Source organism: Nocardia sp. NPDC056564 (assembly GCF_042793755.1).
GTDB lineage: Bacteria > Actinomycetota > Actinomycetes > Mycobacteriales > Mycobacteriaceae > Nocardia.
In genome coordinates, this window is sequence record NZ_JBHTUR010000003.1 from 162,514 (window position 1) to 175,691 (window position 13,178).

Genomic DNA, 13,178 nt, shown 5'->3' on the forward strand with positions numbered 1-13,178 from the left:
GGCGGTCAGCCCGGGAACTGGGCGTGCTGGGTGAGCATGGTGATCCAGCGGGTATTGGAGAACGCCTCGATACCCCAGCGCCCGCCGAAGCGACCGTAACCGGAACCCTTCACCCCGCCGAACGGCGCCTGCGGCTCGTCCCCGACCGACTGATCGTTGATGTGGACGATGCCCGTCGTCAACCGATGGGCCACGCGCAGGCCGTGGGTGAGGTTCTCGGTGATCACCCCGGCGGACAGCCCGTTCTCGGTGTCGTTGGCCTTGTCGGCGGCTTCCTCGTCGGTGCCGAAGGTGTCGATGACGCACACCGGGCCGAACGACTCCGCGTGATACAGCTCCGCCTCGCGCGGCACCCCGGTCAACAACGTCGCGGGATGATGCGCACCCTCCGGAACACCGCCACCGGCAAGCACCTTCGCGCCCTTGCCGACGGCATCCGCGATCAACCCGGCGACCCTGGTGGCCGCGGCCGCGCTGACCAGGGGCCCGATCATCGTGCCAGGATCCTCCGGATTGCCCGCGGGGAGCCCGGACACCGCCGCGACCAGCTTGCCGGTGAACTCCTCCGCCACCGACTCGTGCACCAGCAACCGATCCGCCGACATACAGATCTGGCCCGCGTTGGCACACATCGAGAAGGCCGCGGCCTGCACGGCGTAGTCGACGTCGGCATCGGCGAGCACGACGACCGAGTTCTTGCCGCCCAACTCCAGCACCGCGGGCTTGAGGTGCTGGGCCGCGAGGACGCCGATCATGCGACCGACCTTCGTCGAGCCGGTGAAGTTCACCGCACGCACCCGCTCGTCACCGATCAACGCCTGCGCGACCTCGGCGGCGTCGGCCGCATCGTTGGTCACCACATTCAACACGCCGTCCGGCAAGCCGGCCTCGCGCAGGATGTCCGCGATGAACAGCCCGCTCGACAGCGGCGCCGCCTCACTCGGCTTGAGCACCACGGCATTTCCGGCGGCCAGCGCGGCGGCGACCGCCCGGGTGCCGAGAATGATCGGCGCGTTCCACGGCGCGAACGCGGCGACCACCCCGAGCGGCTCGCGCACCGCCAACCCCAGCGCGCCCGGCTGCTCGGCGGCGAGCACCGCACCCCGCGGCGCGGTCACCGCCGCGGCGGCCTCACGAAACATGTTGGCGCCCAACGACACATTGAACGCCGCCCAGCCGAAGGTGGCACCGGTCTCGCCGGTCATCGACGCGACCGCCTGCTCCAGCCTGGCATCGAGCAGGTCGGCGGCGTCGAGAAAGATCTTGCGCCGCGTAAACGGACTCGACGCGGCCCACTGCCCCGCTGCCGCGGCCGCGGCAGCCACCGCGGCGGTGACATCGGGGGCGGTGGCGGCGGCCACCGTCGCGTACGCGTTCCCGGTATGCGGGGTGATCACCTCGGTAGTCCGGCCGCCCTCGGCCGGAACATCCTTGCCGCCGATCAGCAGCCCACGCGCAATGGTCATGATTCCTCGATTCGATCCCGCGTCCAGCACCGACGCTGCCGCACCCAACGCAGTACCGTAAAACCGACCGGCGCGACGGTCGAATCGGGGAAATATGGCGCGCTCGTCCAAACGGAGCGCAGTGAGATCTATGACCGCCGGCGCCGGTACCGCACCCGGCACGGCTGCTGCAGCTGCACCACCATCTTCGAATGATCGTTGCGGTAGCTATCCGACGGCTGCGCCAACTCGAACTCCCAGTCCCGCAACAGAATCGAGAAGATCGCTGTCAACTGCATCAACGCGAACGGCGCCCCCACGCACCGATGCCTGCCCGCCCCGAACGGAATCCAGGTCCACCGATTGGCGATGTCCTCCTGCCGCGGATCGAGATACCGCGACGGATCGAACGCGTCCGGCCGCGGGAAGTCCGCCGCGATGCGATTGGAGATGGCCGGCGTCGCCGCCACCATGTCCCCCGCCGCGATCCGATGCCCGCACACCTCGAACTCGTCCCGCGCGACCCGCATCAGAATGATCAGCGGCGGATGCAGCCGCAACGTTTCCTTCAGTGCCGCTTCCAGATTCGGAATCTGCCGCAGCGCGTGGTGGCTGACCTCCGCCCCGTCGGCGTACAACTCGTCGAGTTCACGCACCACCGCATCCAGGATCTCCGGATGCCGCAGCAATTCGATGATCGTCCACGCGGCGGTTCCCGAGGTGGTGTGATGCCCGGCAAACATCATCGAGATGAAGATCCCGGTGATCTCGCTGGCCGAGAACCGGAGCGCGCCCTGCTCGTCCTTGATCGAGATCAGCACATCGAGCATGTCCCGATCGCCCTTGCCGGCCGGCGGTTTCGCCGCGCGCCCGTCCATGATCGCCTGCACCAGCTGGACCAATTGCACCCGTGCCGCGTCCCGGCGGCGGAAACTCTCGATCGGCGCGTACGGATCGACGTAGGCAAGCGCGTCGGTCCCCTGCTCGAGCTCGTGATAGAGCCGCGCGAACCGCCCGTCCAGCTCCGCGCGAAACTTGCGCCCGATCAAACACGACGACGAGGTGTAGATCGTCAACTCGGCGAAGAACTCCAGCAGATCGATCTCCCCGGCTTCCCCCCAACCCGCCAGCATCCGATCCACCTCCCCGGCGATCGTCGCGGCATGCCCGCGCATGTGATCCGCGCGCAACGCCTGGTTGTGCAGCATCTCCTTGCGCCGCTCCGGGCTCGCGTCGAACACCACCCCGTCGCCGAAGATCGGCTTCATGAACGGATACGCCGCAGACTGATCCAGTTCCTCGTCACCGGCCCGGAAGAAGAACTCGTTGGCCTCGGCCCCGGACAGCAGAATCACGTCCCGCCCGGCCAGCTCGAACGCGCCGACGTCGCCGCACTCGGCCCGGACCCGCCGCATCAACGCGATCGGATCGCTGCGGAACTCCGCCAGATGCCCGTGCTCATCGGCTCCCCCGGACACCCGCTGCGGCTTGACCAGTGCCATCGGCAATCCTTCCAGAACACCTGCCCACACCTGCGTTGGACATGTGTCTGGACAGTACACCGAAAGCGGCGCGTGGCACCGGTACTTCAACGAAAATGCCGGCGCCGCTTCGACGCTCACCTCACGGCTGGGTCAGGAAATTCGCGATCAGACTGCTCGCCATCTCCGGCATCCCGTTGTTCTGCCGTTCCGCGGCGGTGACCACGTCGTAGTGGCGGTAGCCGGGAATGATCTTGGCGTTGGCGGGCAGCAGGCCGCCGTAGCCCGCGTTCTGCAACGGCGAGTCGCCCGAGAGCAGGGTGAGGTTGCGCCTGGCCGAGGGCGTGCTCTGCCAGCGATCACCGTGCAGCAGGAAGTTCAGGATGCCGCCGCTGCGGTTCTGCAACTGCCGCAGCTCACCGTCGCGGCCGAGGCCGAGCGCGAAGATCGTGTCGGTGATGATGCGCAGCGGGGTGTATTCCTCGAAGAAGTCGGTGGGCTGCCCGCCGGGGTTCATCGCCCTGGCGAACTGACCGACATCGGTGACCTCGTGATCTCGGTCGGTCGGGTTGCCCCGGACCGGATCGATGCCGTCGATCGTGGAAGCGGGCATCTGGTCGTAGTTCTTCCAGCCACACAGCTGGTTGTGATCGACCGGGGTGTAGTTCTGGCCGTAGCCGACCCGCAGCGGAATGATGAACAAGGTCGGTCCGAGGATCGGCACCGAGGCGAGCCCATTGGGAATCGGGTAGGTCTTGCCGACCGTCGGGCAGTCGTAATATCCCATCCCCGCCTGTAGGACATACTCCGCCGAGTTCTGGTCGAACAACATGCCAAGGGCCGCGGTGTTGGTGAGCCGGAAGTCGCGCGGCAGATTCCGGCCGGTGAACAGGTCCAGATAGTCCTTGCCGTAGAACGTCCGCATCCACGGTTCGGTCCGCAACTCCGCGGGCACCAGCGTCTTCAGGTCGCTTTCACCGTCCGGGTTCTGGTCCGCGGCCATGCCGGCCAACTGATAGACGTTCATGATCTCGCTGGCCGCGAGCACCGGCCATTGCGCGACACCCAGACCGTTCTTCAGCAACCAGTCCACGCCGTTCTTCACCGCACCGCCGACGGCGGAAAAGAACATGTCCAGCGGCGGCGCTCCGGCGAACCCGGCGGGGTCGGTCATCGCGAATCCGTCCTCCGGGATGATGCCGCCGCCGCAGAGATTGAAGCCCGCGTCCTCGGTGGTGGCCGCGTTCTGGTCGAAGTCCCACGCCATCATCGGCCCGGTCAGGAAGGCGCCCAGCGAGTGACCGCCGCAGAAGCTCTTGGTCCTGGCGCCGGGGTCGGGCAGCAGATACTCGATCACCACCCGCCAGTCGTCCATGGTCAGCGCCAGGCCGTACTCGCCGAGATAGTTCAGGTCCTGCGGGGTCTGGTAGCGGTAGGACTTGCCGTCGATCGCTTTACCGCCGAAGTAGTAGTCCGCGGCGACGTGATAGTCGCGCGCCTTGTCCGCGGCCTCCCACCCGGTGCGGTCCTCGGCACAGTTCGCCCGGCGATCCAGCGAAATGTACTCGACGAACTTGCCGGTCGCCGCGGCCTTCCGAACCACCTGCGGGCCTTGCGGATTCATGTTCGCCGCACCCGAGAAGGTGCCGGGCTGCACGGTCAGCACCGCATCCGCGTCGGCAGACCGCTCCGGTCCCCGCTTCGACCGATAGCGCACGAACGAGATCCAGTCGCACGCTTCCGGATGCGCCATCGTGGAGTACGGGCTCGGATAGTGCAGCCGGACATAGCTCGCCTCGACGTCGTCGCCGAGCGCCGGATCACCGGCCACCGGGCTGGTCTCCACCCGGTCCGCGCCCGCCGAAAACGCAGGCGCGGCAGTCGATATGGGCACCGACAGGCCGGCGACGACCAGTACCGCCGTGATCGCCACCGACATCGCCGTGGCCGGCCTCATTCCGATTCGACTGGTGAGCCGCATCGCTCCCCGCTTTCCGGTCTGCGTTGTTCCGTTATGTGTTGTCATCCGAGGGTTTTCACGAAGTCGGCCAGGGTTTGCGCGCTGGCGTCCGGTTTGCCGTCGTTCTGCACCCGCGCCGCACCGATCGTGTCGACGTGGCTGTAGCCCGGCAGCGTGACCACCTGCGCGGTGGGCGGCGGCGGCACGACGACGCCGACCCCCTGCTGCACGAAACCGTCACCGGCGTAGGCGATGTAGCTGGGCTTGGTCCGCGCCATGTTGTGGTAGCGCAGGTTCGTCAGGTCACCGCTGCGCGCGCCGCCGTAGCCGGCGCCGATGTCGATGAACAGCCGGGCCGGAAAGTAGGTCTCCCAGTACGCGTAGGGGCCGCCGATCCCGAGTTGTCTCGCCGCGTCCCGGATATCGGAGGCCTCGTGGTTGGGCGAGGTGTAGGGCACGCCGCGGACGTCGTCGTAGTTGCGCCAGGTGTAGAGCGCGGTGCGATCGGTAGGGCGAACGCGCGGCTGCGGACCGGCGATCGCGCGCAGGAATCCACCGAGCAACGGCACCTGGGTGACCGAACCCGGCACCGGAAAGGTCTTCTCCGACACCGGCCCACCCGCCAGCGCTCCGACACCCTGCTGGAACAGCGCGAAGTTGCCGGAGTTGTTGTCGATGAACTCGCCGAGCAAAGCCGTGTTGGTGAACCGGAACTCGCGCATGCCGCCGGAACCGTCCGCACCGTTGGTGGCGAATGAGGTCAGTGACCCGGAGAACATGAAATCGAGCGTGGCGTCGATATCCAGGTCATGCGGAAGATGCGCCAGCAGTTGACTTTCCGCGTCCGGCTCCAGGTGCGCGGCGAGACCGGCCAGTCGATAGATCAGGAACGATCGAGCGCCGATGATCGGCACCGAGACCAGCGCGCGCGGCAGCACACCGACATTCGCGACCGCCTTCACCACGTCGTTGGCCGGGCCGACGATCGCATTGGTCAGATCGTGCAGGAACGGCGTGTTCTGGATCGCCACCGGATCGGAGGTGATCATCGTGTCCTGTGCGGCGAACGCCGCACACTGGTTGTAGCCGGCGTCGCCGGTCGTCGCCGGGTTACCGTCGAAGTCCCAGTCCGCGAAGAACCCGGTGACCAGGCCGCCGAGCGAGATTCCGGTGCACACGTACTTCTGTTGCCGCACAGCCTGATCCGGGATCTCCGCGAGCATCAGCTCGTACTCGTCCCGGATGACCCGCTCCATGCCCATGGCGTCGAGCACGGCCAGATCCGGCGATTCCTTGAACCCCGGGAACACCCGGCCATCGATCGGCTTGTGATTGAAGTAGTAGTCGACCGCGTCGAGGTAATTGCCGGTCCGCAGCGCGTAATCGAAGCCGACGGTCTCGTCCAGGCACGCGCTACGCCGCGCCAACGCCCAGAACTCGACGTTCTGCCCCGACGCCTTCGCCGCGACCACCGTGTTCGCGGCGACGCTGTCGTTGTTCACCGCGCCGCCGATCGCACCGGGCTGCTGCACGATCACGTGATCGGCGTCCGCGGCCGCCGCGGGCCCGCCGACCGGGCGGTATCGCAGATAACCCGCGCGGTCGCAGGCCGCGGGGTGCGCGGGTGCGCCGGCGGGCAGCGGGAGCAGATAGCTGACGTTGGAGATGATCACCCCGTCCCGCACCTCGAGCACCTGTTCCTGCCGGTCGGTCGCGACCCCGACCGGCGCCGGCTCGGCCGCGGCGGCCCCCACCGGCACCAGCACTCCCGCCGCGGCCGCGGCGACCGCAGGCAGAACCGCCCAGCGCAGTCCCTGGCGAACCGAGCGTCCCCAGCGTGTAACCGAAGCCACGAATCGGCTCCTCTCGTGTGTCCGAACGACACGACGACAGCCGAGAACTATCGACCGCGTCGTCTGGAACGAGCACACCACTGCGACCCAGACAGCCACCATTGACATATTTCAGAAAGATTCCGACCGGCGATAGTGCATGTGCACGGCACCCCGAGCAGGCGAAACGGGTGCGAGTCGGCACGAATATGGTTCGGCTGCCGGATAATCCGGGCCGCGGGGGCGATCGCCGATGCGGGTCGACGGCGGCGCCGCGACGCGTTCGGCGGCCACGCCGGCTGGGACGGTTCCGGTGTGTGGCCCGCCCAACGGAAGGTCGATCTATCGCTGGGCGGGCCACTTCCCCGTACACCCAGGGACGCCGCCACGTCCACATGGGCCGCGTTGATCTTAACCGGTCCACGCCCGCAGGGCGGGGAGGCGCTACCCCGTGTGCAGCGCCCGGAAGACTCGGTGCAGTTCAGCCTTGTCTTCGAAGCCGATGCCGGGTGTGTCGGTGAGCCGCAGCCGGCCGTGCTCGATCACGGCGGCGTCGGCGAAACCACCGGTGGGCTGGAACTCGCCGGGATAGGACTCGTTGCCGCCGAGCCGCAGCGCCGCGGCGATGTGCAGCGAGAACTGGTGACCGCCGTGCGGGATGCAGCGGCGCGACGACCAGCCGTGCCGGCGCAGCATGTCCTGGATCCGCAGGTATTCGACCAGGCCGTAGCCGAGCACCGGGTCGAATTGGAGGTAGTCGCGGTCGGGGCGCATGCCGCCGTAGCGGATGAGGTTGCGGGCGTCCGGCAGCGAGAAGAGGTTCTCCCCGGTGGCCAGCGGGCCCGGATACCGCTCGGACAGCGTCGCGTGCAGAGCGAAGTCGAGCGGGTCGCCGGGTTCCTCGTACCAGAACAGGCCGTACGGGGCGAGGGCGCGGCCGTAGTCGAGCGCGGTGTCCAGGTCGAATCGGCCGTTGGCGTCCACGGCCAGCCTCGATCCGTCGCCGTCGAGCAGCTCGAGCACCGCCTCGACCCGTTTGACGTCGTCGGCCAGGCTCGCGCCGCCGATCTTCATCTTGACCACGTCGTAGCCCTGGTCGAGGAAGCCGCGCATCTCTTCCTGGAGCTGGGTCAGTCCCTTGCCCGGTGCGTAGTAGCCGCCCGCGGCGTAGACGAACACGTCCGCGTCCGGTGCGCCGAGGCCGTAGTGCCGGGTGAGCCACCGGTACAGCGGCAGCCCGGCGAGCTTGGCCGCGAGATCGAACAGCGCCATGTCGATCACCCCGACGGCGACCGACCGTTCGCCGTGACCGCCCGGTTTCTCGTTGCGCAGCATGAGATTCCACGCCGCCGCCGGATCGATGGCGGAGCCGTCCTCGGTCAGCAGCTCGTCCGGGTCCGCGCGCATCAACCGCGGAATGATCCGGCGGCGCAGGATCTCTCCCGCGCTGTAGCGGCCGTTGGAGCTGAACCCGTAGCCGACGACCGGTTCGCCGTCCCGGATCACGTCACTGACCACCGCGACGATGGAACAGTCCATCGCGCTGAAGTCGATGAACGCGTTGCTCATCGAGGAGTTGATCGGCACGACACCCTCGTGGATGGCGACGATTCGGGGCATTACGGTTCTCCTCCTGTGCTTTTCGGGCGGGACAGCCCGATGGTTCGAGCGGCGAGTTCACGGTCGAGGCCGTCGGGCTCCCACCGCGCGACGACGACGGTCGCGACCGCGTTGCCCAGGACATTGGTCAGGGCGCGCATCAACGACAGGAAGCGGTCGACCGACAGGACGAGCGCGAGTCCGGCGACGGGCACCAGGCTGGTCGCGGCCACCGTGTTGGCCAGCGTGATGAAGGCCGAACCGCTCACTCCGGCAGTGCCTTTGGACAGCACCAGGAAGATCAGGAACAGTCCGAGCTGGTCGCCGAAGCCGAGCGGAATGCCGTACACCTGGCCGATGAAGACCACGCAGATCGGCACCACCACCGCCACCCCGTCCAGATTGAACGAGAACCCGGTCGGCACGACGAGACCGATCACGCTGCGGCGGCAACCGACCTGCTCCAATCGCCGCATCAGCTGCGGCAGTACGGCTTCCGAGGACGACGTGCCGAGCACCACGGCGAACTCCCTGCGCAGCACCGTGATCAGCCGCCACAGTGAGAACCCGGCGAGCAGCGAGACCCCGCCGAGGATCACGACGACGAAGACCGCCAACGCGATCGCCGAGACCCCGACCAGCTTCATCAGTGCGGTAAGCGTTTCCGGCCCGTACTTGCCGACCGTCGCCGCCACCGCGCCGAAGGTGCCGATCGGCGCCAGCAGCATGATCATGCCGATCATCCGGAAGAACACGTCGGTGAGCTTCGCGCAGCCGTCCACGATCGGCCGCGAGATCCGGTCCGGCAGCTTGATCAACGCAACGGCGAAGAGCACCGCGAAGATCAGCACCTGGATGATGCTGCCGGTGGCGAACGCGTTGACCGCGTTATCCGGCACCATCTTCGACAGGAATTCGCCGAACGAGTCGTGCTCCGCACCGCCTTTCACGTAGCTGGACAGGTCGCCGGAGGCGTGCGCCGGCGGCGCGACCCCGGCGCCGGGCCGCAACAGGTTCACCGCGAGCAGCCCGAGCAGCATGCCCACCGTGGTGATGATCTCGAAGTAGATCAGCGCCCGCGCCGCGATCCGGCCCACCGCCCGCATCCCGCCGGTCGCGACGATCCCGGTGACCATCACCAGGAACACGATCGGCGCGATCAGCATCTGAATCAGCGCGATGAACGCCTTCGCGATCGGTTGCGTGCTCGCCGCCGCGTCCGGCGCGACGATGCCGAAGATCGCCGCGACGATCGCCGCGACCAGCACCTGCAGGCTCGTGTTGGTGGCCAGCCCGCGCCACCGGGGGCGCGGCGACGCCGACTCCGGCGTGACCGCGATTGCTTTGTCGCTCATGGGAATCGCCGCACATCACCGGTCACGGACAAGGGTGTCGCGCAATGCCGCGCGATCGACCGTCAGGCCCAGACCTGGCCGGTCCGGCACGGTGATCCGTCCGTTCACCGGTCTCGGCGCGTCCGGGAACAGCAGTTCGCCGACCTGGACCATGCCGAGGTGCCATTCGAGAATCCACCCGTTCATCAGCCCGGCCAGCGTGTGCAGGTTGAACAGCGGCCAGCCGCCGCCGTGCGCGAGCGGCAGGTTGTAGATCTGCGCGAGGTGCGCGGCCTTGCGCGCCTCGGTGAACCCGCCGCAGTAGCAGACGTTGGGTTGCAGGATGTCCACCGCCTGCCGCTCGACCAGCTCGCGCAGCCGCCACCGATGCCCCTCCATCTGGCCGGCGGCCAGCGGAATCCTGGTGTGCCGCCGCAGATCCGCCAGCGCGCGGGCGTCGTTCTGGTGCAGCGGCTCCTCGAACCAGGTCAGGTTCGCGTCCTCGACGGCGCGGCACAGGCACGCGGCCTCGGTCGGGGTGTACAGGTAGTTGGCGTCGATCATCAGGTCGATGCCGGGGCCGACCGCGTCGCGGACCGCGTGGATGCGCGCCGCGTCCTCGCGCCAGCCGCCCCGGTCCACCGCGACCACCAGCTTCAGCGCGGTGACACCCTGATCCAGTTGCAGTCGCGCCGCGGCACACAGGGTTTCACGGTCGTACTGCGGGAAGCCGAACGTCACGTACACCGGGACCTCGGTCCGCGCACCACCGAGCAGACCGGCGACCGGGCGACCCGCCGCCTTGCCCTGGATGTCCCACAGCGCGATGTCCAGCAGCGACAGGGCGCTCGACACCACGCCCGTCATGGTCCGCGGATTCAGGGTCCGCCAGACCCGCTGATGAATCGCCTCCACGTCGCGCGGATCCATATCGAGTACCACGGGCAGGAAGTGCCGCTCCAGCGCGACCACCACGGCTCGGGCCAAGAAGTGCCCGGTCAGCGCGACACCGGTCAGTCCCGCATCGGTCTCCACCTCGCAGAACACGAACTCGCGCTGTTCCTCGCGACCGTAACCGCTGACCCGCTCGCTCAGCAGCGGCACGTCGATCGAGGTCGTATGCACGCTGGCGCGGATGTCTTTGATCTTCATTCCGTCCTCCTTCTGCTCACTTCCGGACGGTGCACTGAGTCTGCGCGCGTGAATCGTCAACTGTCAACGATTTGCAATCGACTGTTGACTATGCGACACTGCGGAACTGTCGACGGGCGCGGGCAAGGAGTGACGGTGATGACCGAACAGACGCAGGCGATGACCGCGCTGCAACAGCGGGTGGCCGAACATCAGTCCAGTTCGCTCCTGCAGGTGATCGCCGAGGAACTCGAGCGGCTGATCATCGCGGGCGCGCTCGGCGGCGGCGACCGGATCAACGAATCGTCGCTCGCCGCGCGGCTCGGCGTCAGCCGCGGCCCGGTACGCGAGGCGCTGCGCCAGCTCGAACGGGGCAAGCTCGTCGAATTCCGCACCAACCGGGGCATGTTCGTGCGCGAGGTCTCCGTCGCCGAGGCCGCCCAGCTCTATGACATCCGCGCGAGCCTGTTCGGCTTGGCCGGTCGCCTGGCCGCCGAACGCATCACCCCCGAGCAGCTGACCGAGCTGCGCGCCAAGGTCGAACAGCTACAGACCGCCGTGCCCTCGGTAGACGACTACTACCCCCGCAACGTCGACCTGCACCGCACCCTGGTCGCACTGTCCGGCAACCCCCGCCTGGCCGACCTCTACGACGACGTCTCCAAGGAACTACACCTGTTCCGCCGCCACGGCCTCGAATCCGACGCCGCCCGAACCGTTTCCAACTGCCAGCACGGCGAGATCCTGGACGCCATCGCCGCCGGCGACGCCGTGACCTCGGGCCGGCTGATGGAGGCGCACATTCTGTCCGGCAAAGAGCGCATGCTCGCCGCGCTGCACGACTGACCAGCGACTACGGGCCGCGCCGGTCGGGCGCCGCGCCCGGCGATGCCGCGTCGACGGCCTCGACGATATCGGCGACCGTCCAGCAGGAGAGCAACTGGCGCACGGACAACCGGACGCCGAGTCGTTCCTCGATGGCGACGGTCCCGATGGCGACGGCAACCGAATCGAAGCCCAGGTCGCCGAGGAGGATGGTCTCGGGCTCGCGCCGCCGGACGTCCATGCCGAGGTCGGTCTCGAAGATCTCGAGCACGATCGGCAGCGTTCTTTCGGACACGAAACCAAGCGTAATCACCGGTGCCGGAGCGGTCTTGGATCGAACGATCCGGGTGCGCCTCAACGAACGGCGCGGTTGCCACCGGCGTTGAGCACAGATCAACGTTCGGCCGATGAGCCGATCGCCGAGCCGAAATTAGACTCGCCGCCATGCGAACGAGCACGCCGCGCGTCCTGGTCGTCGGCGGCGGCATCGCGGGCCTGACGCTGGCCGCGGCATTGCGGTGCAATGGAATCGAACCCACGGTCGTGGAGCGGGTGGCGCGATACGGCGACGTCGGCTACGTGATCACGCTGTGGCCGATGGGCCGCCTGGTGGTCGAGCATCTCGGCCTCGGCCGCCGGTTCAACGACCTCGCGGTGCCGATCAACACCTACTCGACGCACACCGACGGCGGTGGCCGGTTGCGCGACTTCGACTTTCGCGGCCGCCTCGGCGACGGCGTCCCGCGCGCGCTCCGACGAGCCGAGCTGATCGAACTGCTCGGGTCTTTCGCCGGAGGCACCGAGGTGCGGATGGCCCGGACCGTGACGGGTATCGAACAGGACGGGCGCGTCGTCGTCGCCCGCTTCGACGACGGTGCGAGCGCCGAATACGATGTCGTGGTCGGGGCCGACGGCATCGATTCCGGAATACGCGCACTGGCGGCGGGCGAGGTGCCGATGCGCCGCACGGGTCTTCGACTGTGGACCTGGTGGACGCGGGGTATCGGCGTCGCGTCCGACGAGTCACACGAGTTCTGGGGAACCGCAAGATATTTCGGCTACAACCCGACCACCGGACCGGTCGGCTGCGCGGCCGCGCTGCGCGCGGCGGATGCCCCGGCGACCCCGGCGCAGCTCCGCGAACGCCTGTCCGGCATTGCCGGACAGCGGGATTGGATGCTCGACGCACTCGACGACCCGGACCGCGTCGGCTGTTTCGACCTGGCCGATCTGCGCATGCGGGACTGGCGGTTCGGGCGGGTGGTGTTGCTCGGCGACGCGGGCGCGGCTTTTCTGCCGACCGCGGGTGTCGGCGCGTCGATGGCGATGGAGTCCGCGCTGGTCCTGGCCGAGGAGCTGTCGAAGGTGGGCGCGGACCAGGTTCCCGACGCGCTCCGGCACTACGTGCTCCGCCGCCGCGCCAGGGTCGACGCCGTGCAGAATCGGTCCCGGTGGCTCATTCCGGTGATGTTGCGCCGCACCAGGTTCGGCACCGCCGTGCGCAACGCCATGGTGCGTGCACTGCCGGAGCACGCGGTGATCTCGGAGATCACCCGCTGGAATCCGTGAGC

At 68.1% G+C, this 13,178-nt stretch carries 10 protein-coding genes; 2 read left to right on the forward strand and 8 right to left on the reverse strand.

The window, feature by feature from the left end; genetic code table 11:
- Positions 1-5: 5 nt before the first annotated feature.
- The 7 genes from ACFQ9K_RS08660 to ACFQ9K_RS08690 all read right to left on the reverse strand — a co-directional run bounded on the left by ACFQ9K_RS08660 (position 6) and on the right by ACFQ9K_RS08690 (position 10,803).
- A complete protein-coding gene (locus ACFQ9K_RS08660) occupies positions 6-1,466 on the reverse strand; it encodes an aldehyde dehydrogenase family protein (protein WP_378714673.1) in 1,461 nt (486 codons plus the stop codon).
- Between the two features lie 128 nt (positions 1,467-1,594).
- The gene (locus ACFQ9K_RS08665; protein ID WP_378714671.1) at positions 1,595-2,947 is read right to left on the reverse strand and encodes a cytochrome P450; all 1,353 of its coding nucleotides are present in this window, start codon (positions 2,945-2,947) and stop codon (positions 1,595-1,597) included.
- 121 nt (positions 2,948-3,068) lie between these two features.
- Positions 3,069-4,865: a hypothetical protein gene (locus ACFQ9K_RS08670; RefSeq protein WP_378982994.1), complete on the reverse strand. Its 1,797-nt coding sequence runs from the start codon at positions 4,863-4,865 to the stop codon at positions 3,069-3,071.
- 83 nt (positions 4,866-4,948) lie between these two features.
- Positions 4,949-6,739, reverse strand: a complete 1,791-nt coding sequence (locus tag ACFQ9K_RS08675; RefSeq protein ID WP_378714668.1) for a hypothetical protein — start codon at positions 6,737-6,739, stop codon at positions 4,949-4,951.
- 423 nt (positions 6,740-7,162) lie between these two features.
- Positions 7,163-8,338, reverse strand: coding sequence for a mandelate racemase/muconate lactonizing enzyme family protein (locus ACFQ9K_RS08680; protein WP_378714667.1), 1,176 nt, complete (start codon positions 8,336-8,338; stop codon positions 7,163-7,165).
- Complete coding sequence (locus tag ACFQ9K_RS08685; protein WP_378714665.1) at positions 8,338-9,672, reverse strand: cation:dicarboxylate symporter family transporter; 1,335 nt, start codon at positions 9,670-9,672, stop codon at positions 8,338-8,340. The genes ACFQ9K_RS08680 and ACFQ9K_RS08685 overlap by 1 nt, the downstream gene beginning before the upstream one ends.
- A 15-nt stretch (positions 9,673-9,687) precedes the next feature.
- Positions 9,688-10,803: a mandelate racemase/muconate lactonizing enzyme family protein gene (locus ACFQ9K_RS08690; protein ID WP_378714663.1), complete on the reverse strand. Its 1,116-nt coding sequence runs from the start codon at positions 10,801-10,803 to the stop codon at positions 9,688-9,690.
- A gap of 138 nt (positions 10,804-10,941) precedes the next feature.
- On the opposite strand from ACFQ9K_RS08690, the gene ACFQ9K_RS08695 reads away from it, so the two are divergent.
- Positions 10,942-11,628: an FCD domain-containing protein gene (locus ACFQ9K_RS08695; protein WP_378714662.1), complete on the forward strand. Its 687-nt coding sequence runs from the start codon at positions 10,942-10,944 to the stop codon at positions 11,626-11,628.
- 7 nt (positions 11,629-11,635) lie between these two features.
- On the opposite strand, the gene ACFQ9K_RS08700 is transcribed toward ACFQ9K_RS08695, so the two are convergent.
- Positions 11,636-11,902, reverse strand: coding sequence for a phosphopantetheine-binding protein (locus ACFQ9K_RS08700; protein ID WP_378714660.1), 267 nt, complete (start codon positions 11,900-11,902; stop codon positions 11,636-11,638).
- A gap of 149 nt (positions 11,903-12,051) precedes the next feature.
- Here ACFQ9K_RS08700 and ACFQ9K_RS08705 point away from each other — a divergent pair, with 149 nt between their 5' ends.
- Entirely contained in the window at positions 12,052-13,176 is a 1,125-nt protein-coding gene (locus tag ACFQ9K_RS08705) for an FAD-dependent oxidoreductase (protein ID WP_378714658.1), read from the forward strand.
- Positions 13,177-13,178 lie beyond the last annotated feature (2 nt).